This is a genomic window from Enterococcus cecorum DSM 20682 = ATCC 43198, assembly GCF_000407565.1.
GTDB lineage: Bacteria > Bacillota > Bacilli > Lactobacillales > Enterococcaceae > Enterococcus_E > Enterococcus_E cecorum.
On sequence record NZ_ASWI01000004.1, the window covers coordinates 112,501 to 135,596 of the forward strand.

At 36.1% G+C, this 23,096-nt stretch carries 19 protein-coding genes, 1 pseudogene and 1 other annotated feature (1 of these 21 running past the window's edge); of the genes and pseudogenes, 16 read left to right on the plus strand and 4 right to left on the minus strand.

Annotated features, from left to right (window positions below; all coding sequences use genetic code 11):
- Both I567_RS06460 and I567_RS06465 read right to left on the minus strand, forming a co-directional pair.
- Positions 1–943 carry the 5' portion of a LutB/LldF family L-lactate oxidation iron-sulfur protein gene (locus tag I567_RS06460; RefSeq protein ID WP_016251443.1) on the minus strand. It extends 524 nt beyond the left edge of the window, so only the first 943 of its 1,467 coding nucleotides appear in the window; its start codon is at positions 941–943; the stop codon falls past the left edge of the window.
- Positions 944–963: 20 nt separating this feature from the next.
- Positions 964–1,716: a (Fe-S)-binding protein gene (locus I567_RS06465; protein ID WP_016251444.1), complete on the minus strand. Its 753-nt coding sequence runs from the start codon at positions 1,714–1,716 to the stop codon at positions 964–966.
- Positions 1,717–2,046: 330 nt separating this feature from the next.
- Here I567_RS06465 and I567_RS06470 point away from each other — a divergent pair, with 330 nt between their 5' ends.
- The 6 genes from I567_RS06470 to I567_RS06495 all read left to right on the plus strand — a co-directional run bounded on the left by I567_RS06470 (position 2,047) and on the right by I567_RS06495 (position 10,713).
- Positions 2,047–2,649, plus strand: coding sequence for a VanZ family protein (locus tag I567_RS06470; RefSeq protein WP_016251445.1), 603 nt, complete (start codon positions 2,047–2,049; stop codon positions 2,647–2,649).
- 44 nt (positions 2,650–2,693) lie between these two features.
- Complete coding sequence (locus tag I567_RS06475) at positions 2,694–3,875, plus strand: MDR family MFS transporter (RefSeq protein WP_016251446.1); 1,182 nt, start codon at positions 2,694–2,696, stop codon at positions 3,873–3,875.
- Between the two features lie 96 nt (positions 3,876–3,971).
- Positions 3,972–4,183 (plus strand) — a binding site (T-box leader).
- 57 nt (positions 4,184–4,240) lie between these two features.
- Positions 4,241–5,539: a histidine--tRNA ligase gene (gene hisS / locus I567_RS06480; protein WP_016251447.1), complete on the plus strand. Its 1,299-nt coding sequence runs from the start codon at positions 4,241–4,243 to the stop codon at positions 5,537–5,539.
- Positions 5,540–5,545: 6 nt separating this feature from the next.
- Positions 5,546–7,318 carry an aspartate--tRNA ligase gene (gene aspS / locus I567_RS06485; protein WP_016251448.1) on the plus strand — a complete coding sequence of 591 codons (1,773 nt, stop codon included), beginning with the start codon at positions 5,546–5,548 and terminating at the stop codon, positions 7,316–7,318.
- A 127-nt stretch (positions 7,319–7,445) separates the two neighbouring features.
- Positions 7,446–8,324, plus strand: a complete 879-nt coding sequence (locus I567_RS06490) for a YitT family protein (protein ID WP_016251449.1) — start codon at positions 7,446–7,448, stop codon at positions 8,322–8,324.
- 556 nt (positions 8,325–8,880) lie between these two features.
- The gene (locus tag I567_RS06495; protein WP_016251450.1) at positions 8,881–10,713 is read left to right on the plus strand and encodes an acyltransferase family protein; all 1,833 of its coding nucleotides are present in this window, start codon (positions 8,881–8,883) and stop codon (positions 10,711–10,713) included.
- An 88-nt stretch (positions 10,714–10,801) separates the two neighbouring features.
- Here the strand turns inward: I567_RS06495 and I567_RS06500 are convergent.
- Positions 10,802–11,293 (minus strand): annotated as a pseudogene (locus tag I567_RS06500) (SIS domain-containing protein).
- A 10-nt stretch (positions 11,294–11,303) separates the two neighbouring features.
- Positions 11,304–12,143: an NAD(P)H-hydrate dehydratase gene (locus I567_RS06505; RefSeq protein ID WP_016251453.1), complete on the minus strand. Its 840-nt coding sequence runs from the start codon at positions 12,141–12,143 to the stop codon at positions 11,304–11,306.
- A gap of 160 nt (positions 12,144–12,303) precedes the next feature.
- On the opposite strand from I567_RS06505, the gene pepV reads away from it, so the two are divergent.
- The 10 genes from pepV to I567_RS06555 all read left to right on the plus strand — a co-directional run bounded on the left by pepV (position 12,304) and on the right by I567_RS06555 (position 23,078).
- On the plus strand, positions 12,304–13,716 hold the full coding sequence (gene pepV / locus I567_RS06510; protein WP_016251454.1) for a dipeptidase PepV: 1,413 nt from the start codon (positions 12,304–12,306) through the stop codon (positions 13,714–13,716).
- A gap of 182 nt (positions 13,717–13,898) precedes the next feature.
- Positions 13,899–16,640: a sigma 54-interacting transcriptional regulator gene (locus tag I567_RS06515; protein ID WP_016251455.1), complete on the plus strand. Its 2,742-nt coding sequence runs from the start codon at positions 13,899–13,901 to the stop codon at positions 16,638–16,640.
- 102 nt (positions 16,641–16,742) lie between these two features.
- Complete coding sequence (locus I567_RS06520) at positions 16,743–17,159, plus strand: PTS sugar transporter subunit IIA (RefSeq protein WP_016251456.1); 417 nt, start codon at positions 16,743–16,745, stop codon at positions 17,157–17,159.
- Positions 17,156–17,626, plus strand: coding sequence for a PTS sugar transporter subunit IIB (locus tag I567_RS06525; protein ID WP_016251457.1), 471 nt, complete (start codon positions 17,156–17,158; stop codon positions 17,624–17,626). The genes I567_RS06520 and I567_RS06525 overlap by 4 nt, the downstream gene beginning before the upstream one ends.
- 17 nt (positions 17,627–17,643) lie before the next feature.
- Positions 17,644–18,438, plus strand: coding sequence for a PTS mannose/fructose/sorbose/N-acetylgalactosamine transporter subunit IIC (locus I567_RS06530; RefSeq protein WP_016251458.1), 795 nt, complete (start codon positions 17,644–17,646; stop codon positions 18,436–18,438).
- An 18-nt stretch (positions 18,439–18,456) separates the two neighbouring features.
- The gene (locus I567_RS06535) at positions 18,457–19,296 is read left to right on the plus strand and encodes a PTS system mannose/fructose/sorbose family transporter subunit IID (RefSeq protein WP_016251459.1); all 840 of its coding nucleotides are present in this window, start codon (positions 18,457–18,459) and stop codon (positions 19,294–19,296) included.
- A gap of 39 nt (positions 19,297–19,335) precedes the next feature.
- Positions 19,336–20,310 (plus strand): SIS domain-containing protein, encoded by a 975-nt coding sequence (locus I567_RS06540; RefSeq protein WP_016251460.1) that lies wholly within the window; start codon positions 19,336–19,338, stop codon positions 20,308–20,310.
- 11 nt (positions 20,311–20,321) lie between these two features.
- Positions 20,322–21,305, plus strand: coding sequence for an SIS domain-containing protein (locus tag I567_RS06545; RefSeq protein WP_016251461.1), 984 nt, complete (start codon positions 20,322–20,324; stop codon positions 21,303–21,305).
- Between the two features lie 79 nt (positions 21,306–21,384).
- Positions 21,385–22,035 carry an HAD family hydrolase gene (locus I567_RS06550; RefSeq protein WP_016251462.1) on the plus strand — a complete coding sequence of 217 codons (651 nt, stop codon included), beginning with the start codon at positions 21,385–21,387 and terminating at the stop codon, positions 22,033–22,035.
- 2 nt (positions 22,036–22,037) lie between these two features.
- A complete protein-coding gene (locus tag I567_RS06555; protein ID WP_016251463.1) occupies positions 22,038–23,078 on the plus strand; it encodes an SIS domain-containing protein in 1,041 nt (346 codons plus the stop codon).
- Positions 23,079–23,096: the final 18 nt, after the last annotated feature.

The window sequence follows — 23,096 nt, forward strand, 5'->3', positions numbered from 1 at the left end:
CGCAACGAATACATTGTAGCATCTCTTGGAATTGTGTACCTAAGGCATTGGAGCGGTTATCATCGACAATAATCACGTAGAAATCTTCAGGGCCATCTGATTCTTCATCGACTTTTTTACCAGCAAATGTGACGTAACTCGTTAATTTTTGACCCACGGCACTACGACAAAGTAAGCTATCTAATACTTCAGCTTCCTTCATACTTGGTACGATTCTTTCCATCCCCATCAATACGATTTGGGTTTTAGGAATTGCAATCACTAAGTCGGCATTTCCTTCATTGGTTACTAAGTTAATCATTCCATTATTGGCAATGGCAAAGTTACAACCAGTAATGCCAATATCAGCTGATAAGAAGTGTTCACGTAACACTTTACGCGCAAATTTCGCCATTTCTTCAGGTTCGCTGCTACCTTCATAGCCTAGGTTTTCAAAGATTTTTTGAATTTGATAGCGGTCTTTGTGGATGTTAGGGAAGACGATGTGTGAAGGTTCGTCCCAATTATCCATTTGTAAAATAAATTCTGCTAAGTCAGATTCGATGACTTCTAGCCCCATTTCGACAAACATTGGATCGAGCCCGACTTCGGTTGTGACCATTGATTTGGATTTGACGATTTTTTTAGCATTTTTAGCAAGGGTAATTTCTTTCACATATTCTCTTGCTTCTTCTTCGGTTTGAGCAAATAACACATGTCCACCTTGTTTTTGGACATTTTCCGCAAACATTTCAAGGTAATCTGGTAAATGGTTTAAGGTATGTTGACGAATTTCTTGACCTAATTTGCGCCATTCTTCCCAGTCACCCATATCTGCACGAGAAGCTTCACGTTTAATCCATTGACTATCTTGTGCTTTTTTTAGTGCTGCTTGCATTTGTGTATCATTTAAACTTTTTTCACAACGTTCTTCAAAAGTTAACGTACTTGTTTTTAATCCCATATTTTCACCACCAAACTTGCTTAGACTCTTGCTAATTGAGGAACGCGACTTTCATCGACATCATGATTTAAGACCTCAGCAATGTGCATAATTTTAATTTTTTTACCTTCTCGATTAAATTTACCGCCGATATTCATCAAACAAGCCATATCCGCACTGATTAAGACTTCCGCACCAGTTGAAATGACATCGTTCATCTTTTCAGTCACCATGGCATTTGAAATCAATGGTTCTTTAACAGAGAAAGTACCACCGAAACCACAACAGTTTTCGATATGTGGCAATTCAACATATTCTAAACCTTTGACATATTTCATCATGATAAAAGGTGTTTGTTTTTCTTTTAAAATCCGAGACATATGGCAAGAACGATGATAGGTCGCCCGTGCATTTAAAGTCGCACCTACATCTGTTAAGCCTAATTCATAATGTAAGAATTGAGTGAATTCAAAGGTACGTTTGCTCAAATCCTCAGCTAATGTCCGATATTGAGGGTCATCTTTGAATAATTCTGCATATTCTTTAAAAGTCGCTGTACAACTACCAGCTGCCCCCACGATATATTCCGCATCTTTAAAGGCTTCGATTTGATTGATTAAAACTTTGCGAGAGTCTTTGCGGTATCCACTATTTAAGGTTGGTTGTCCGCAGCATACTTGACTTTCAGGGAGTAATACTTCTACTCCAAAACGTTCTAAAACTTCCGTCATTGCGATTGGGACGTTTGGAAATAGCGCGTCCACAACACAACTTGTAAATAAACTTGCTTTCATGTTTCACACTCTTCTCAAAATAGAATCATTCTAATAATAACAATAATTACATATTCATTTTACGCCTGTTTTTAGAATTATTCAAAAGCAAACCATAAAATTTACCATAGAAAAATGCTATGAAAAGTTCAATAACAATTCTAAGGATAAATATAAGTAATTTTAATGACTTTAAAGCATAGAAAATATCGTCAATAAGAAAGGGAAAGCTGTTTTCATTAATTTTCTATATATTAATTTAAGTTTCTTTTATATTGAGTAGATTTATTTGGCAGAAAACTTGCTGAATCATTATAATAAAGAGAAAAATAAAACAAGGGATTGGTATATATGAAAAAACTATTCGCACTGTTCTTTTTAGGCGTATTTTCATTTTTAGCTGGATTTCTTTTGATTAACTGGATTGCATATCCAGTCTTAAATAGCTATCCGCATTTATCCTCAGCAATGGCACGTTTTGCGTATACAAAGGAATTTTTAATTGGTTTTGTGACGTTGAGTATGTGGCTATTTTTTGTACAGTTGATTTTCCAAAAATTTACGGTTATTTATACGTATCTCTTCTATAGTGTGTACTTATTTTTATTGTTTATCGTCTTGTTTGCTAAAGCGCGCAATTATCACTCTTATAGTTTTGATTTATTTGATTTTGCCGTGCACAATAAACGTGTTTTATTAGAGGCTGCCTTAAACGTGATTTATTTTATTCCACTTGGGATTTTATTTAGTTTCAAATCTCGTTTTTGGGAATTTTGTCTTATTAGTGTCCTTTTTATCTGTGGCGTTGAAACGATTCAATATGTTTTTTATGTAGGGACTTTTGCTGTGAGTGATATTATGTTAAACTTGATTGGTTGCTTGATCGGGCGCTTGTTACAAAGATTCTTTCCGTTGTTATGGCACGATACAGCGAAAACATTAGAGCGAATTTAGTTTCACCATTTCAAGCAAAATTTATATAGAAAATGTGAGCGGAAATGAAAAAAGAAGTCAGTTTTATTGCTGTATTATTAGGAGCCTTTTTTACAAGCTTTGGGATGAGTTTTATTTGGCCTCTAACCAGCGTTTATTTGCATGATAATTTGCATATTTCCTTAACTTTGGTAGGATTAGTCTTATTTTTCAATTCACTAGCTAGTGTGATTGGGAATGTCGTTGGGGGACTCGGGTTTGATCGCCGAAATCCTTATTATTTGATGTTGGCTGGTGGCTTAGTGATGACAGTCACCCTAATTGTATTAACCTTGTTTCATCAAGCCGTTCCTTTTGCCATCTGTTTATTTTTCTTAGGATTGGCAGCTGGTTGGAATGGGACTTTGGTAAGTGCATTAGGCGCAACCTTGAAACGTTTTGATGGTCGCTATGTTTTTAATATGATTTATTTTGTCCAAAACTTTGGCATTGTCATTGGTTCATCTGTTGTTGGTTTTTTATATGATTGGGATTTACGGTTACCATTTTTCGTTTCGACATTGATTAGTCTAGGCTTTTTAGCAGTTGTTTTGATTGGCTATCATCCATTGCGTAATCTTAAACGAGCGACAAATGAGCGTAAAACGGACAAGACAAAGATAAAATTACCAAAGATGAATCAATATTTGATGATTACCTTACTGTCCATGCTTTTGATTACTTGGACGATGTATCAACAATGGGGAAGTAATGTTTCTGTATATATGACCAGTCTAGGGATTCCTTTTCGGTACTATAGTGTTTTATGGACGGTCAATGCGGGGTTAATTTTATTAATTCAATTTTTCATTGTACGTTATGGGCAATATATTAAAAATCATTTTATGCCAATTTATATCGGCATTTTGATGTTTGCTTTCTCTTTTGTGGTGTTAAGTGTTGCGAAACAATATTATTTATTCGTGACTGCGATGGTTTTACTAACAATTGGAGAAGCCTTGGCCTTTCCACAAGTACCAGTGATTGTCAACCGCATCACACCAGAAGGAGTAAAGGGAAAGTATTTAGGTCTTGTGAATTCTTTTGGTAGTGCGGGGCGGGCTATTTCGCCGTTATTTGGTGGTTTAATGATTGAAACTTTTAGCTACCGAACTTTATTTATTGTATCGGTGTTTTTCAACTTAGCGATTTTACTAGTTGTTTGGCTTGCTAGACAAAAGACACAAGATGGACTTTATTATTATTAAAAGATGCGTTGAAAGTCATCCAAGAAAATATCTGAAAATTTCTGTATAAGTTCTTGACTTTTTAAGAGATATCACGTATTGTAAAAGCTGATATAGAAAAAGTCAGCGAAAGAAAAGAGTAAATATCATGTTCGACTTTCAAGAGAGAGCTACCCTAGGCTGAAAGTAGCTTAAGCAAGTGATATTGAAGAACAGTCTGGAGATGAGTAGTAAAAAGCTATTCCGTGTACGAGCGTTAATCGTTTGAAGGGTGTAAAGTTTTGATTTTACACTGAAAATAGGTGGCACCACGATGATTCGTCCTTGTAGCAATATGGCTTCAAGGGCTTTTTTATTTGTTAAAAATAGACAACGAGGAGGAAATTATGGCTTACCAACGTCCAAAAGGTACCAATGATATCTTGCCAGGTGAATCAGAAAAATGGCAAACAATTGAACAAACTGCTAGAAAATTATTTAACCAATATCAATTCCACGAAATCCGCACACCAATTTTTGAACATATCGAAGTCATTTCAAGAAGTGTAGGCGATACGACGGATATTGTGACAAAAGAAATGTATGATTTCCACGATAAAGGGGACCGTCATATTACTTTACGACCAGAAGGCACTGCGCCGATTGTTCGTTCTTTTGTGGAAAATAAATTATTCGGTCCAGAACATCAAAAACCATACAAAGTTTACTATATGGGGCCAATGTTTCGATATGAACGTCCACAAAAAGGTCGTTTACGTCAATTCCATCAGATTGGTGTAGAGGTCTTTGGTTCGGATAATCCAGCCACAGATGTTGAAACGATGGCTATGGCTTTACAATTTTTCCGTGAATTAGGGATTAAAGATTTACGCTTAGTGATAAATTCGTTAGGTGATCAAGAAACACGCACGGCCTATCGTCAAGCATTAATTGATTATCTAACGCCATTTAAAGAACAATTGAGTGCCGATTCTAATCGTCGTTTATTAGAAAATCCATTGCGTGTGCTAGATAGTAAGGATGAAAGAGATAAAGCGGTGGTTGCTGGGGCACCATCTATTTTAGACTATTTATCTGAAACGGCCCAAAAACACTTTGAAGCTGTGACGAAGATGCTAGACGCCTTAAACATTGCTTATGAAATTGATAGCAATATGGTCCGTGGTTTGGATTACTACACCCATACGATTTTTGAAATTATGAGCGATGATTCAAAAATGGGCGCCCAATCTACTATTTGTGCCGGTGGTCGTTACAATCAATTGGTCGCTGAATTAGGCGGTCCTGAAACAGCTGGTTTTGGCTTTGCGATGGGTTTTGAACGTTTATTAATGATTTTAGAAGCACAAGGCATTACTTTAGCTGCCCAAAAACCATTAAACGCCTATGTGGTTTCTTTAGGTGAAGCAACAAATATTGAAGCCTTACAAATCGTGCAAAGTATTCGTCAAGCCGGCTTTAGTGCTGAACGTGATGTGATGAACCGTAAAGCGAAGGCCCAATTTAAGACGGCTGATAAGTTAAATGCACAATTAGTATTAACCATTGGCGAAACAGAATTAGCAAACGGCGTGGTTAACGTGAAAAACTTAGCCACTCGTGTAGAAAAAGCTTATCCACTGACTCAAATTCAAACACAATTTGAAACAGTTTATCAAGAAATGATGCATACAGAAAAGGAGTAAACAATAATGGCAACAAGAACATTATATTGTGGTCAGGTCTCAAATGAAACAATTGGCCAAACAGTAACATTAAAAGGTTGGGTTCAAAAACGTCGTGACTTAGGAGGCGTTATCTTTATCGATTTACGTGATAGAGAAGGGTTTGTCCAAGTCGTTTTTAATCCAGCAGTGTCTAAAGAAGCATGGGCGATTGCGGATAAATGCCGTAGTGAATATGTGATTGAAGTAACTGGTGAAGTCATTGAACGTGCGTCAGAAGCAGTGAATCCAAAAATCGTCACAGGTGGTGTCGAAGTGATGATTTCAGACATTACGATTTTAAACAAAGCAAAAACACCACCATTTCCAATTGAAGATGACCAACAAACAAGCGATGAAGTACCCATGCGTTATCGCTACTTAGATTTACGTCGTCCAAAAATGACACAAAATATTATTTTACGTAATCAAGTAACCCGTGCGATTCGTACTTATTTAGATAGCAATGATTTCTTAGATATTGAAACACCTTATCTTGGTAAATCAACGCCAGAAGGAGCTCGCGACTATTTAGTACCATCTCGCGTACATCCAGGTCATTTTTATGCTTTACCACAATCACCACAAATCTTTAAGCAATTATTGATGAATGCTGGGTTTGACCGTTATTACCAAATCGTTCGTTGTTTCCGTGATGAAGACTTACGTGGAGACCGTCAACCAGAATTTACCCAAGTGGATATGGAAACTTCTTTCTTAAGTGCAGAAGAAATCCAAACACTAACAGAAGGCATGATTGCTAAAGTGATGAAAGACGTCAAGGGCATGGAAGTGACATTACCTTTCCCACGCATGACTTATGATGAAGCGATGAATCGTTACGGTAGCGATAAGCCAGATACACGTTTTGACATGGAATTAGTAGATATTTCTGAAGTGGTCAAAGATATTGATTTCAAAGTATTCCAAATGGCTTTAGAAAATGGTGGGGTAGTCAAAGCGTTAAATGCCAAAGGAGCTGCCGATAAATATTCACGCAAAGATATGGATAACCTAGGTCAATTTGCCGGCCAATATGGTGCAAAAGGTTTGGCATGGTTAAAAGTTGAAGCAGATGGTTTGAAAGGGCCAATTGCGAAGTTCTTAGGCGATGCAACAGAAAAAATCGTCGCTGCAACCAATGCTGAAGTAGGCGACTTATTGATGTTTGGCGCAGATAGCTTTGATGTCGTATGTGCTTCATTAGGGGCTGTACGTTTGAAATTAGGTAAAGAATTAGGCTTAATCGATGAATCTAAATTTAACTTCCTATGGGTGGTTGACTGGCCACAATTTGAATATGATAAAGAAGAAGGTCGCTATGTTTCTGCGCACCATCCATTCACTTTACCAAGAGAAAGCGATATTCCATTATTAGCAACAGATCCATCTAAAGTGCATGCTCAAGCTTATGATATCGTCTTAAATGGTTATGAATTAGGTGGCGGTTCATTACGTATCTATCAAAAAGAAGTTCAAGAGAAAATGTTTGAAGCATTAGGATTCTCTCGTCGTGAAATGCAAGAACAATTTGGTTTCCTTTTAGATGCGCTTGACTATGGTTTCCCTCCACATGGCGGAATTGCTTTAGGGTTAGACCGCTTTGTCATGCTATTAGCTGGTGAAGACAATATCCGTGAAGTTATCGCCTTTCCGAAAAATGGTCGTGCAGTGGATCCTATGTCTCAAGCACCAAGTACAGTATCGCCACTACAATTATTCGAACTAAACATCGATGTAACTGGTGTGGAAGAAGACTAAGCTTGCCTAATATTATTTAAATATTCCTAAAAGTCATCTATGAAAATGAGAAATTTTTCATAAATGGCTTTTTTTCTTAGGCAAGGGGTATAATGGGCTTGAATAAATAAAAAGTGAGAAGGTTATCATGGCACAGAAATTTTTTAATATATTTCCGCATGCAGATTATGCGCAGAAATTCTCATTCGCAATCGTTTATGCTCTTTTAGCCGCGATTTCGATTAATTTTTTTTATCAACCAGGACATATATACTCCAGTGGAATTACCGGGGTAGCACAGATTATTACGACTTTATCGGGACATTATCTACCTTTTACCATTCCTGTATCGCTTGGATTACTTTTGTTAAATGTTCCTTTATTTTTGTTGGGCTGGTTTAAAATTGGTCATAAATTCACAATTTTTACTGGCATTACCGTTATTTTGACCTCGTTATTTACACAATTATTACCAGAGGAAGTTTTGTCTAAAGATCCCATTATTTGTGCGATTTTCGGCGGTGCAGTCATGGGTGCAGGGATTGGTTATGCACTTAGAAATGGCTTGTCTTCAGGCGGATTGGACTTTGTTAGTATTGCCATTCGTAAAAAAACAGGCAAATCAGTAGGCTCCATTTCAATTTTCTTTAATGTATGTATCATGTTTATTGCGGGGATTTTATTTGGTTGGGCTTATGCATTGTATTCAGCTTTGGCGATTTTTGTTTGTGGGAAAGTAACAGATGCCGTGTATACCAAGCAAAAGAAAATGCAAGTGACGATTGTGACGCGTTTTCCAAATGAAGTGATTGAACATATTCAAGAAAAGATGCGCCGTGGTATCACAATTATCCATGAAGCAGAGGGCGCTTATCGTCATGAGAAACAAACCGTCTTAATTACGGTTGTGACTCGCTATGAGCTACCTATGTTGAGAGCGGCGATGAAAGAATCAGATCCTCACGCCTTCGTCAGTATTGCGGAAAATGTTCAGATTCTTGGACGATTTTATGAAGAAAAATTATAAAGACAAAAAGAGGCCAGCCATTAGTCTCTTGCCAAAAATGAGTGTATAATTAATTAATCCGAATATTCATAGTTGATTTTATGAGTAATCAAGTTGAACATTCGGATTTTCATTATATTTTTATTAATTATTTATTTCATCATAAGGATTTCATTTTTTATTTATCTTGCTAATACACTTTTAGGTCAGCCTCTTTTTAATAAGGTTGTTAGGCAGCTCGGAAAGCCTCGAAGAAATTTTGTGCTTACCTACCACTGCAAAAATCGGATGAAAGGAGATTTTTGCAAATGGTAGGGCGAATTTCACAATGTCTAGCTGCCGAACACCGTCAATAAGGTTGTAAATCGACTTGGTCAGCTACGAGCGGATAAGTGATTTATATTTTCAGAATGAAAAATTTTTTTGAATAAAAGATAAAAAAATCGTGTATTATCCTTTATAATGGGACAGTAGGAATTAAGTTTTTCTATATTCATTGAATTTCTCCATGCTTTTTTCTGAAATTTATGGCATGATAGTATAGTGGGAAAGAAAATATTAATTAAGAAGGTTAATCATGAATACAAAACATAGATATATTACCGGTTTTGATGGGATTCGCACCATCGCCGTTTTAGGAGTTATATTTTACCATTTATTTCCGAATACAATCAAAGGGGGATATTTGGGCGTGCCAGTTTTCTTCGTGATTTCTGGCTATTTAATTGTTGATTTATTACGTCAAGAATGGGAAAGTAACCAAAAAATCCATTTAAAAGCCTTTTATTTTAGAAGAATTAAACGACTGTATCCGGCTTTAATTGGTCTTCTAGTATTATGTGCTAGTTATATTACACTTTTTCAACGGAATTTATTGAATAATTTACGCGGTGTTGTTTTCAGTAGTTTATTGTATTTTAATAATTATTGGCAAATTGATAATAAATTATCTTACTTCGACCGCTTCCATAATCCAGATCCATTTACCCATCTGTGGTCATTATCCGTTGAAGCGCAAAACTATCTGGTCTTACCAATTTTGCTTGTTCTTTTTTATAAGCTTGGGAGGAAAAAAGACCGGGTAGCCGGCATTTTCTTACTTGGATCGTTAGCTTCGGCAATTTGGATGGCGATACAATTTAAACCTGGCGTCGATCCAACAGCGGTCTATGATGGTACTTTTTCCCGTTCCTTTTCCATGTGGTTGGGGGCTAGCTTAGCAATTTTTTGGCCAAGTAATCATTTACGCGCAAGTATTTCTAAAAAAGCCGAAAAAACGTTAAATCGTGCTGGTTGGCTTGCGTTATTGGCAATTATTTTGAGCTTTTTCACTTTAAGTGCACAGTCTAACTTTTTATACTACGGTGGGATGTATATCGTCAGCCTTTTTGCGGCGATACTTGTAGCAGTGACGGCCCATCCCGGTGCTGACTTCAATCGGTACTTGTCTAATCCGATATTTAATTATATTGGCAAACGAAGCTATGGGATTTATTTGTATCAGTTTCCAATTATGATTTTTTATGAAAGTGCCGTTAAAAATATCAATCACCGTTTATGGTTGCATACGTTAATTGAAATAGCACTGATATTAGTGATGAGTGAATTATCCTACCGCTTAATTGAAGTACCTTGTCGTCGCTATGACTACTCACAATTACCAGTTCGCTTCAAACAATGGGTGAAATTACCGGCCTATGCTTGGAAAAAAATGGTGTGTGTGCCGCTTGCAATTGTTTTTGCGGTTGCGTTATTTGGTATTTTTACTGCTCCTGCTAATCAAAAAAACGACGCACAAAAAGCTTTTGAGGTGGATATCGCTAAGAATAAAAAAGCTGCTGATGCGACCAAAAATACAGATGGGGCAACAGAAGTCATGCATGCGACCAATGAGATTGCGGATAAGTATCATTTAACGGATACGCAGTTGCTAAAAGCGCAGCAAATGAACATCACGATGATTGGTGATTCAGTCATGTTAGGTACTGTGGAAGAGATGAAAGAGGTCTTCCCAAATGTGGTTTTAGATGCGGATATCGGTCGTCAACTATACTCTGCAAAGAAAACAATCAATGAGTTGAAGAAGAAAAAATTATTGGCAGATACGATTGTAATCGGTCTTGGCACAAATGGCGTTTACACGGAAGAAGATTTTCAAAATATGATGAAAGCGATTGGGTCTAAGCGTAAAGTTTATCTGATTAATGTTTATGTTCCGACTCAGCGTTGGCAAGGAGATGTGAATCGTTTTCTAGAATCAATGGCGAAAAAGTATAAAAATATCACACTAATCGATTGGTATGATGAAGCTAAAGCGCATGAAGATTGGTTTGAAGAAGATGAAACGCATTTGAAAGATAATGGTCAAGTTGGCTATGTCGCTTTTATTGCACAGAATGTATTGAAATAAAAATTACGAGTAGTTCACTTTTGCAGCGGAACTACTCGTTTTTTTACTCAATATTCACATGTGCTTGTAAAATTTCATCATTGGTGGCTTACTGCTGTCTAGATAGCAGTAAGCACAAGACATCTAGCGTAATATGTAGTGTTTGATCAAATAGACTAGAAAGCAATTGGATAGAAGCTATTCCTGACCTTGTTTTTGTTGCACCTAGAATAATAACCATCTCATCAGCAAATTGTGCGAGGGCTGCTTGACTATCACTCGTAAATACGAGCAAAGTCAAGACTTTTTCTTGCGCACTTTTTGCATCCATCAGCACGCATTTTGTTGTTCCTGAACCAGAAATGGCAATAAATAAATCCCCTTCTTGCACACTGAGCGTAATTGTTTCGCCTAATACATAGACTTCATAACCTAAGTGCATCAATCGTATTGCAAAACTTTTTGCCTGAAAGCCACTTCGTCCAGCGCCTCTGACAAAAATCCACCGTTACTTTGTAAATAGTGGTAAGATCTTTTGTAATTGTTGTTCATCGACTTTAGCCATCACTTGACTAATTTCATTCATTACTTCTTGTATCATTTTTTACCTCTCAGTGATAAACCTTGACAAAATAATCCATCCAATATGGAATTTTTTGAATTAATTGACTCGGCAAAACCACATAACTTTCTTGCGCAATTTTATCAGCAATAAAACTATGTAGGTAAACCGCGGCTAAAATGGCTTTTTCTTTATCCGTAAATTGGGCTAAAAAGCTACCAATCATACCAGCTAAAGAATCTCCCATTCCTCCTGTAGCCATACCAGGATTTCCCAATGGATTAATAAATTGGGTTTGATTCGCCAAATAAATTTGGGTTTGATGACTCTTTAAGACGACATTTGTTTGTAATTTTTGTTGGACAGCTAAATTTTTTTCAAATGTTTGATCTTTAATTGCGATTTGCGAAACACGTTGCCACTCCATTTGATGCGGCGTTAAAACTACTTTTGCGGGATATTGAAAGTCCATGGGAAACTCCGCCATTATCGAAAGAGCCGAACCATCAATCACCAGCCACTGATTTTCTTTTTGGTTTTGAATGACTTGTTGCAAGATTGTCCGACATTGTGGGTCATCTCCAAGACCAGGACCAATAACAATCACATCAGCCGTTTGACAAACCCGATCAACTTCTACTAAATTTTGCCAATCCACAATCATCGCCTCTGGTGTACGCGCATGGATAGCAGGACGGTTTTCTTTATCACAAATTGTAGTAGTAAGCCCAGTGCCTGAATATACACAAGCCTCGGTAGCTAAAATAATCGCACCTCCATACTTTAGATTCCCTCCAATACAACAAACTCGACCAAAATTTCCCTTATGGCTGATTAAAGGGCGGCGAGCAATTGTACTTAGAATCGTTTCGTCTAATGCTGTTAACATCTAGGTCACCTCGATGAAATTTAGTTATTACGAGTAAATTATAACATAAATAATAAATAACAACATGTATAATACAGCGATTCAATAATTTACTTTTGTATCTTTTCTCTAATAGTGTTATCATGGTAAGGTGAATAAAACTTTAGGAGGTCGTAAATCTATGACTATCGATTGGAAAAAAGAAGTCGAATCACGTAAAGATGACTTATTAAATGACTTAGTTGAGTTATTAAAAGTCAAAAGTGAACGTGAAGACGACAAAAAAAGTGAAGATGCACCTTTTGGACCAGGACCTAAAGCTGCTTTACTACATATGTTAGGCTATGGTGAACGCGATGGCTTTACAGTAAAAAATGTAGATAATTATGCCGGTCATATTGAATACGGTGAAGGTGACGAAACACTTGGTATCTTCTGCCATATGGACGTGGTACCAGCTGGTGATGGTTGGGATACAGATCCATATGTACCCGTCATTAAAGATAATCGCATTTACGCTCGTGGTTCTTCAGATGATAAAGGACCTAGTATCGCTGCTTACTATGCTTTAAAAATTATCCGTGATTTAAACTTACCAATTTCTAAAAAAATCCGCTTTGTTGTGGGTTCAGATGAAGAAAGTGGTTGGGGCGATATGGATTATTACTTCCAACATGAAGAAAAACCTGATTTTGGTTTCTCTCCTGATGCGGAATTCCCAATTATCAATGGTGAAAAAGGAAATGTTTCTTTACGTTTACACTTTGCTTCAACAAATACAGGTGCTGTACGTTTAGATAGTTTTAAAGCTGGCTTACGTGAAAATATGGTTCCTGGTAAAGCAAGTGCAAAAGTGACATTTAACGATGAATTACAAGCAAAAACTGTGGCAGATAGCTTCAATTATTTCTTAACTAGCCGTCCAGTTTCTGGTGAAGCAAAAGTCGATGGTAATGTCGTTACTTTTGAAGTAGTTGGTAAATCTGCACATGGAGCTAGTCCACATCTAGGTGTAAATGCTGGTACTTATTTAGCAGCCTTCTTAAGCAGCTATGAATTTGCTGGCGGTGCAAAAGACTTCTTATCAACTATCGAACAATATATCCATGAAGATGTTTATGGTGAAAAATTTGATATTGCCCACGAAGATGAAAAAATGGGTAAACTAACAATGAATGCTGGTTTATTTAGCTTTGAAGCAGATGGCGAAGATGCTTATGTGAACTTGAACTTCCGCTATCCTAAAGGCACTTCTGCTACTTTATTAACAGCCGGTATGATGGCAAAAATTGGCGCAAATAAAGTAAAAATTGAAGAACGCCCACATCACATGAAACCACACTATGTTCCAGCCGATGATCCATTGGTAGCAACTTTATTAGCTGTTTATGAAGAACATACTGGTCAAAAAGGTGAAGAACAAATCATTGGTGGGGGTACATTCGGCCGTCTATTAGAACGCGGTGTTGCCTATGGTGCGATGTTCCCAGATTATATCGATACCATGCACCAAGCTAATGAATTTATGGACTTAGATGACTTATTCAATGCTACAGCGATCTATGCTGATGCCATTTATCGTTTAGCGAAATAAAGTTTGTCTATAATAAGCACAATATTATTATAAAATTAATACATTTAGTGATAGCAAATAGGAATTAAAAACCTATTTGCTATCACTATTTTTATGAAAAAATGATATTTTTGTGATTTGCAGATGAGAAATATTTCATGTAGTATAGAAATTGTATATAAAAATTCAAAGGTGGCGGTATTGTGGAACTCAAAGAATTGCTGTATCAAGAAGTTCAAACGTTGACTAATGTAGAGGATATCTATCAAAATTCTATTACAGCAGATTATTTAGCAAAAAGATTTTCAGCTAAAAGAAATACAATTAGTCACTATTTAAATCAATTGGTTAAAGAAAATCTCGTAATTAAAATCAATACGAGACCAGTGCTCTTTTTTGAAGCCTCGAAATTACGCAATTATGCAAATACGGAATTATTGTTAGAGTATGCTTCTTTGGATGAACTTCAGGCAGCGCTTCATTCAAAGAAAAATGTTTTTGATGAAATTATTGGTTCAAAGCAGTCATTATATGGTCAAATTCGGCAATTAAAGGCAGCCGCTCGTTATCCGGGATTAGGCTTACCAGTACTTTTGACAGGTCCCACAGGGGTAGGGAAAAGTTTTTTAGCTCAAAAATATTATGAGTATTGTGTTTCCAAGGGTTATGTTTCCTGTGATAAGCGCTTTATTCAATTTAACTGTGCGGAATATGCGGACAATCCAGAATTATTATCCAGTATTTTATTTGGTTATAAAAAAGGTGCATTTACAGGGGCTGATGCAGATAAACCTGGATTGTTTGATGAGGCAGATGGTGGGGTATTATTCCTTGATGAAATTCACCGATTAAATGCCAAAGGACAAGAAAAATTGTTCAGTTTTCTCGATAACCAGTTAATTATGCCCCTTGGAGAAACAAAAGAGGCCCATCCGGTAAAAGTGAGATTTATTTGTGCGACAACAGAAGATTTGACGAGTAATTTTTTGGCCACATTTATGCGCAGAATTCCGGTTCAAATTGAGATTCCGGCTTTAAATGAACGAACAGCTCTGGAGCGAGAAAGTCTAATCATGAAATTTTATCGCGATGAATCTATTAAGATTGAACAAGAGCTTTATGTTAGTCAGCAGGTGCTTCATTTCTTAACCATGCGCCATTATTCAAGTAATGTTGGTCAATTAAAGAATGCAATCACACTTTCTGTTGCTAATGCGCTTGGACATATAAAGGATGAAAAAATTTATATTCGACTTTCTGATTTACCTAGTCATATTTTACAGACGAATGATTTAATCGATGTGAAAGCCTTTAGTCAGATAAACAGCGATTTTGTGGCGATTTCACCGCAAAAACCAATCAGTACTCTTGAAAATACTAACGACCTGTTAAACTCTCCTATTTATTCTATGTTTCAAAAATTTATTGAGTTGTCTGAGAAAATGGATAGCGAGGAGAAATTTAAACGAGCTTGTATGACAGAGCTTGAATTATTATGTGATGCACTGATCTATCGTAAAAGAATTAAACGTGGAGGAATTCCTTTAAGTTTTTTGAAAAATATGATTCATTCGGAAGTGACGAGCTTAGAAGCGAATTACGGTGTGAAATTTGATGGCAATATGGTGAATGTCTTAAGTTACTATTTCTACTATAAACAATTTGAAACCAGTGATTTTTCTACTTATCAAAGGAATATCTTCAAAAACATGATTCATATGTTTCATATTGATGAGCCAAATGTTTCCGAGGTTATTAGTATTTTTTTACGGTCGATTGCCAGAAATTTGAACTATGTCAATGATGAAGTGGATCAACTATTTTTACATATCTATCTAAAAATTACTCGTTATGACTATCGGGTCCGTCCGATTCGTGCGCTTATTTTATCACATGGCTATTCGACTGCAAGTAGTATGGCAGATGTAGTGAATAAAATGATGAACGAAAAGATTGTAGATGCTTTTGATATGCCTTTAGATATTGGAGTTGATGATATTGGTAAAGAACTAACTGATTACATCAATCAATATTATATTAGTGACGGCTTACTATTGATGGTGGATATGGGATCTTTAGAAGGGGTTTCGAAGTATATTTCAGGTTATGTTGATTTTCCAATTGGCATTATTAATCATGTCTCCACACAAATGGCTTTACATGTTGCAAACGAAATTAAACAGAATAAATCCATCGATGAAATACTTGCAAATGTGAAAGAAGAGATTCATTATCAATCACAAATTATTTATCCAAAAGAAATTAAAAAGAATTTGATTATTACTTGCTGCCATACAGGGATAGGTACGGCAAATCAAATCCGCACGTTGTTGACTGAAAGCATGCCTGCAGAAGTTGAGGTATTGGTGAAAGCCTATGATTACCGCCAGTTACTCAATCGGGAACAAGTCGATGTTTTGCGCAAGACATTTAACATTTTGGCGATTATAGGGACTTCCGATCCACATATTTCAGGAGTGACGTATTTGGCTCTAGAAGATTTGATTTCAGGACGTAATATCCAAGTACTGGAACAAATTTTATCAACGATTGAAAAAGGCATGTACATGGATGAGTTAAATGAATCCTTGCTTCATAATTTCTCCATTGAACGAGTGCTGAATTCTTTGACTATTTTAGATGCCCATACGGTAATGAATCACATTGATATGATGATGCGTAAATTTGAAGAATTGAGTCATACGAAATTGACCAATCAGCATAAAATGGCTTTATATATCCATGTGAGTTGCTTAATTGAGCGTTTGATTCGTCGCGAGCCTATTGATTCCTACGACTTTGATGGACAAGTAGATGATATTCGTCATACTAAGAAATATATTTGGTTAAAAAATACGCTTAGTGTCATGGAAGAGAGTTATAGTGTCAAAATCCCTGATTCTGAAGTGGGATATATTTATGATATTATCTCCAGTGATTATTGATATACCTGGATTTGTATTAGAAAAATAGAATCAATTTTTAGGCGTGCTGATTTTTGGCACGCTTTTTGCTTTTAGTAAAGTGTAAGAAAGGAGGAATGAAAGATGAAGATGATATTAGCCAGTCATGGAAAGCTTGCAGAAGGGATGAAAGATACATTGGAAATGATTGTTGGTAAAAATGAAAATATTTATTCTTTTGCAGCTTATTCAGATGGTAGCGAAACGAAATTTTTGGAGGATATTCAAGCACTTATTAATGAAAATCAAGATGAACAAATAGTCATTGCCACCGATGTTTTAGGCGGATCGGTCAATAATGAAATGATTCAATTACTTAATCAATATCCTCAAATTTATTTAATTAGTGGAATGAATTTACCCGTAATCATTACACTTGCTACAGCCGTTTGTCCACTGACGACAGAAATGATAGAAGAGGCTATATCAATGGGTAAAGAAGGAGTAGTTTTTGTCAACCATTTAATGAAAGAAAATACTGAAGAGGAGGATTTACTATGATTAAAGTGGTTAGAATTGATCATCGGTTATTACATGGGCAAGTGGTTTTTGCCTGGACAAAATCGCAAAATATCGATCGGATTATTGTGATTGATAATAAAGCTTCTACGGATGATTTTAAGAAAATGTCATTGAAATTATCTAAGCCAGCTGATGTCAAATTGAATGTTTTTAGTGTAGCCAAAGCATTAGAAAAACTAGATCAGATTAAAGCTTTACCGGATAATATCATGGTTATTTTCGGAAATGTGTCAGAAATGTATGAATTTGTGACCGCGCACGGGGATATCAAAGAAGTGAATTATGGTGGTATTCCTGATCGTCCTGGTGCGAAACGTTATACTAATGCTATCTTTTTAACGGATGAAGAAGTAGCCTTAAGTAAACAATTAGCAGAAAAAGGAATCCAGTTGGTCATGCAACAAGTACCAACATCACGAAAAGAATTACTCAATGAAAAAATTTAGTTAAGGAGGATTTCCCTATGTTAGTAAAAGCAATATTAGTTGGGATTATTGGTGTTTTTGCAATGCTAGACTCACGATTATTAGGGCGATTAAATTTTGAACGTCCATTAATCGTTAGCTGTTTGGTAGGGATTGCACTAGGTGATTTACAAAAAGGTTTAATGGTTGGTGCAACTTTAGAATTAATGTCTTTAGGGATTGTAAGTATTGGTGCTGCGGTTCCTGCGGATATGACATTAGGCTCGATTATTGCTGCAGCGTTTGCGATTCTTTCAAATACAAATGCACAAACAGCTTTAACGATTGCCATTCCAATTGGTATTTTAGGTCAATTATTAGGTATTGTTTCTCGTATGTTTTTAGCTACCTTGACTCACTCTGCTGATAAAGCGGTTGAAGAAGGAAAATTTGTAAAGGCTCAAAACTATCACATTGTTTGGGGACCAATTATTTATTCTCTACTTTACTTTGTCCCAGTGTTCCTAGCTATTTATTTTGGAACTGGTGTTGTGAACTCTTTTGTTAAGATGATTCCTGAATGGTTAACAAATGGTCTATCTCTTGCAAGTAAGATTTTACCTGCTTATGGGTTTGCTTTGTTAATGTCTACAATGTTAAGTAAGAAAACAACAGTATTTTTGATGTTAGGTTTCTTTGTTACTGCTTATGCTAAATTATCAGTAACTGGTGTAGCGATTTTTGCTGTAATTTTAGCTGTCATTTTATACAGCTTAGATAAAGGAAATTCAAATACTCCATCTGCAGCAAATCAAGCGCCAATGGATGATTTAGATGATTTAGAGGAATTATAAAGAGAGGAGTAATGCAACATGGCTGAAGTAAAAGCAATGAATGATAAAGAATTGAAACAAAAAACATGGTCTTTCTTCTGGCGCTCTTGGTTTATTCAAGCCTCTTGGAACTATGAACGTCAAATGAATATGGGATTTTTATACGGGATTGCACCTATTATTGATAAGATTTACGGAAAAAATCCTTCATCTCCAGAAATGTTAGAAAAGAAAAAAGAAGCATATCGTCGTCATTTAGCTTTCTATAACTGTACTCCACAAACAAGTGCTTTTGTTTTAGGTTTATCTGCAGCGATGGAAGAAGAATATGCGCAACATCCTGATTCTTTTGATCCCGATTCAATTAACGGGGTAAAAACCTCATTAATGGGACCTTTATCAGGGATTGGAGATTCATTCTTCCAAGGTACTGTTCGTATTTTAGCATTTGGTCTAGGAATTAACTTAGCTCAAAAAGGAAGTATTTTAGGACCAATCTTAGCAATGATCATCTCATTTATCCCATCATTTATTGTCACATATTGGGGTGGTAAATTAGGCTATACCATGGGGAATAAATACTTACAACAATTGATTGGCAGTGGTGTAATTGACAAGCTAATGTATTATGTCAATATTGTGGGTCTGATGGTTATTGGTTCGATGGTCGCAAGTATGATTGGGATTACAACGCCATTCCATGTAGGTAAAACTTTTGTCTTACAAGATACGTTAGACTCTATCTTCCCACAAATGCTTTCGTTGGGTGCTACGTTCTTTATGTATTGGCTATTAAAGAAAAAAGTAAGTAACGGAATTATTTTAAGCATCTGTGTATTTGGAGGAATTTTATTAAGTGTATTAGGAATTCTAAATTAGGAATTTTTGAAACAAATATTATTTTAGGAGGAACTTAGAATGTCAAATAAGGTAGTAGAAATTGTAAAGGAAATTAAAGGAAAAAACGCAAATATTAACCGCGTGTTATTTGTTGGTTGCGGTGCTTCAATGGCGGATTTATATCCAGCTTATTACTTCATCACACATGAAAGTAATCGATTCTTAACAACAATTACTACAGCAAATGAATTTAACTACGATACACCAAAAGTGAATTTTGAAGATACCATTGTTGTGACTGCTTCATTAGGTGGAACGACACCAGAAACAGTGGCTGCAACGAAAAAAGCTCGTCAATTAGGTGCGCATGTCGTTTCATTATCTTATTCTGCAGGTTCACCTATCTTACAAGAAGCTGAATATGAAATTATTCATGATTTCGGTACAAACTATGCTGCGAAAACTGAAAAAATGACTTATGCTTTGGCTTTAGCTATTGAAATCGTTGCTCAGTTTGAAGGATATGATCATTATGAAGAAGCACAAAAAGCTTTAGCAGGTATTGGTGGTTTAATTGAAAAATCTGTCTTATCAGTGGGTCCAGCTGCTGAAAAATTTGCCGAAAGTTATAAGAATGATCCAACCATTTATGTTGTTGGTAGTGGGGCAACGGCTAAGGTCGCTTACTCAACGGCTGCTTTCTTATTCATGGAAATGCAATGGATTTCAGCACCAAATATGAATTCTGGTGAATACTTCCACGGACCATTTGAACTTACGGAAAAAGATGCGCCTTACTTATTATTCATGAGTGATGGTAAAACAAGAGCGATGGATGCACGTGCATTAACATTTATGCAACGCTTTGATGCTAAAGTTACAGTGATTGATGCTAAAGATTACGGCTTAGCTTCTGTGGCAGGACCAAATGTGATTGATTACTTTAACCCTATGTTAATTACTGGTGTGATGCGTGTATATGCTGAAAAATTAGCAGATGCAAGAAAACATCCATTAACAAAACGTCGCTACATGTGGAAATTAGAATATTAAGAGATGATTTTATGAAAATTCAAGAAGAAGTTCAACAAGCAATTCAGGAAATCTTGAATCAGAAAAAGCAGATTGATAAAGTTGTTTTTATTGCTGCAGGTGGTTCGAATGGTGGTTTTTATCCGGCTCAATATTTTTTGAGTCGGGAGGACACACAAATTCGTTCTGAATGTTTTACGAGTAATGAATTTTATTACGCGCCCCCTAAGTATGTTGATGCGCATACTTTGGCAATTATTTGTTCGATGAGAGGAACTCCTGAGACATGTAAAGCAGCTCAAGTAGCTAAAGATTTAGGTGCGAGTACGATTGCCTTATATGTGGATGAATCCGAGCTAACAAAAATCTGTGATATCTGTATCCAATATGAGTCGATTGCTATCGATGAGAGTCGAATGGAAAGAGTGAATTCAAGCGTTGGATTGATGTTAAGTATGACATTGATGAATGCGCAGGAAGGCTTTGAACATTATGAGGATGCGATGCAAGCTTTCGATCAAGTAGATGCGCTCTATCGTCAAGCAGTTGAAGAGACGACTCCCCTTGCTAAAGCCTGGGCATTGCAAAATGTGGATAAAAAACCGATTTATGTAATGGGTAGTGGTCCTGCATATGGCTCAGCTTATATCTTCTCTATTTGCAATTTAGAAGAAATGTTGCAAATTGATTCGCCAACCATTAATAGTTGTGAATTCTTCCATGGCCCTTTTGAAATATTGACTCCTCAAACTTCAGTCTTTCAATTAATCTCTGTGGGACGAACACGAGCATCTGATTTACGAGCAGTTCAATTCTTAAAACAATATGGTGGCAGTCGCGTTTATCTTTTAGATGGTAAACAACTTGGTTTAGATAAAATAGCTGAACCAATTCAAGAATATTTCAATCATATTTTATTCTCCCCTATTTTGAATAACGTATATATGAGAGAATTATCTTATTGTATTGGAAAAGATTATATGACGCGTAAATATATGTGGCAAGTTCCATATTAAATTTTTGAAATCCTAGTTTAGATTCTAAGAGCTACCTAGCATTTGGTCTAAACTAGGATTTTTTACGAGGAGGGATAAGATGTATCGAGCGGTAATTTTTGATATGGATGGGGTCATTGTTGATAGTGAAGCAGCCTATCTCAAAAGACGCTTAGATTTCTTTAATCGTTTAGGAGAGATTCCAGAACATACTCAGTTACAAGACTTTGTCGGCCTAAGTAACGAAGCAGTTTGGCAACAATTAGTCAGCGATGCCAAAAAACGTGAGCGCTTAAAAAGAAAATATGATCAATATCAAAATGAAAATCCCATTCAATACCAAAAATATTTGATGCCTCATGTGATTGATTTTTTAGAAGAGATTCATGCGCAAAAGAAGAAAGTGGCACTCGCATCAGCATCAAATCCAGAACATATTACTTTGATGTTAAGTCAATGTCAATTAAGTAAGTACTTTGATGTAGTGATTAGTGGTGAAAATGTGAAACGAAATAAACCGTTTCCTGATATCTATTTAAAAGCGAGTGAGCAATTAGCAGTTTTACCTGCGGAATGTCTAGTGATTGAAGATAGCTTTAATGGCATTTTGGCTGCTAAAAGGGCGAAAATGGATGTCTGGGCATTAAAACCCAAAAATTATACGATTGATCAAAAGAGTGCAAATTGCATTTTTCAAAATTTTTTTGAAATGAAGGCACATTTGATTGATTGGCAGAAAGTGAGTGATTAGTAATGGCATTAATGGATAAATATATTGATAAGACGCCAGAGGCTTTAGGAGAAGTTTTAAATAGCAAGAAGCGAATAGAACAATTATTAGCTGATGTAACAGTGGACAAAATTATGTTGACTGGTTCGGGAACGAGTTATCATTCTGGTGTGCAAATGAAACATTGGATGAGTCAAATAACGGGGATTCCTGTTGAGAGTTACTATCCATTTCAAGTATGTGATGATCTTTTTTTAACATCAGAAAAAGTATTATTTATAGGCATTTCCCAAGATGGGGGCAGTTATTCCACCTATCATGCCATGCAAGTAGCTAAGCAAAATCATTGTATTTTGGGTTCACTTTCCGCTTATGAGGGAATTTTGTTAGATGAAATAGCTGATTTTTCTTTCACATTACCGATTGAAGCCGAAAAAGCTGGACCTAAGACAATGGGGTATTCGGCCACTAAATTACAACTTTTAATTATTGCTAGTTCTCTCAGTGGGAAAGCTGGTGTTACTGAAGAAATTAAGCAAAATTTATTGAAACTCTTAGTGCAGTTACCTAGTGATATATCAAAAATTTATGAATGGGTGGAGGCACAGAAGCAAACATTTGCTCAAGCTAAGGAAATAAAAGTAGTAGTACCTGCTAACTATTATGGGGATGGTTTAGAGGGTGCTTTAAAGATGCTAGAAACACTGCGAATACCAGTTGTTGCTTATGAATATGATGAATTTATTCATGGAATCTACAACGCTGTGGATGCAGACTCTTTTTTGATTTTTGTTGATGATGGCTCAGAAAAGAATTTGGCTACTTTATTAGCGGTCTTATCTGAATGGAATTCGCACATTTATGTTATTTCGAATAATGCCCAACTTGCTGATAATACGCTTAATCTTCCAATAGAAAAATATGGATCCTATCAAACGTTTGTTATCTCTATTGTCTTTCAAGTGTTGGCTAGTATGATTGCTCAGACTAAAGGGATTAACCCGGATTTACCTAAAGATCCGAATTTCCATCGTCGCGTAGGAAGTAAAAAATTTCATTCATAATCTACTAAAGATAGCCAA

Coding starts and splice junctions, on each gene's coding strand:
- I567_RS06465 (WP_016251444.1), bottom strand. CDS start 1,716: ATGAAAGCAAGTTTATTTACAAGTTGTGTTGTGGACGCGCTATTTCCA.
- I567_RS06470 (WP_016251445.1), top strand. CDS start 2,047: ATGAAAAAACTATTCGCACTGTTCTTTTTAGGCGTATTTTCATTTTTA.
- I567_RS06475 (WP_016251446.1), top strand. CDS start 2,694: ATGAAAAAAGAAGTCAGTTTTATTGCTGTATTATTAGGAGCCTTTTTT.
- hisS (WP_016251447.1), top strand. CDS start 4,241: ATGGCTTACCAACGTCCAAAAGGTACCAATGATATCTTGCCAGGTGAA.
- aspS (WP_016251448.1), top strand. CDS start 5,546: ATGGCAACAAGAACATTATATTGTGGTCAGGTCTCAAATGAAACAATT.
- I567_RS06490 (WP_016251449.1), top strand. CDS start 7,446: ATGGCACAGAAATTTTTTAATATATTTCCGCATGCAGATTATGCGCAG.
- I567_RS06495 (WP_016251450.1), top strand. CDS start 8,881: ATGAATACAAAACATAGATATATTACCGGTTTTGATGGGATTCGCACC.
- I567_RS06505 (WP_016251453.1), bottom strand. CDS start 12,143: ATGTTAACAGCATTAGACGAAACGATTCTAAGTACAATTGCTCGCCGC.
- pepV (WP_016251454.1), top strand. CDS start 12,304: ATGACTATCGATTGGAAAAAAGAAGTCGAATCACGTAAAGATGACTTA.
- I567_RS06520 (WP_016251456.1), top strand. CDS start 16,743: ATGAAGATGATATTAGCCAGTCATGGAAAGCTTGCAGAAGGGATGAAA.
- I567_RS06525 (WP_016251457.1), top strand. CDS start 17,156: ATGATTAAAGTGGTTAGAATTGATCATCGGTTATTACATGGGCAAGTG.
- I567_RS06530 (WP_016251458.1), top strand. CDS start 17,644: ATGTTAGTAAAAGCAATATTAGTTGGGATTATTGGTGTTTTTGCAATG.
- I567_RS06535 (WP_016251459.1), top strand. CDS start 18,457: ATGGCTGAAGTAAAAGCAATGAATGATAAAGAATTGAAACAAAAAACA.
- I567_RS06540 (WP_016251460.1), top strand. CDS start 19,336: ATGTCAAATAAGGTAGTAGAAATTGTAAAGGAAATTAAAGGAAAAAAC.
- I567_RS06545 (WP_016251461.1), top strand. CDS start 20,322: ATGAAAATTCAAGAAGAAGTTCAACAAGCAATTCAGGAAATCTTGAAT.
- I567_RS06550 (WP_016251462.1), top strand. CDS start 21,385: ATGTATCGAGCGGTAATTTTTGATATGGATGGGGTCATTGTTGATAGT.
- I567_RS06555 (WP_016251463.1), top strand. CDS start 22,038: ATGGCATTAATGGATAAATATATTGATAAGACGCCAGAGGCTTTAGGA.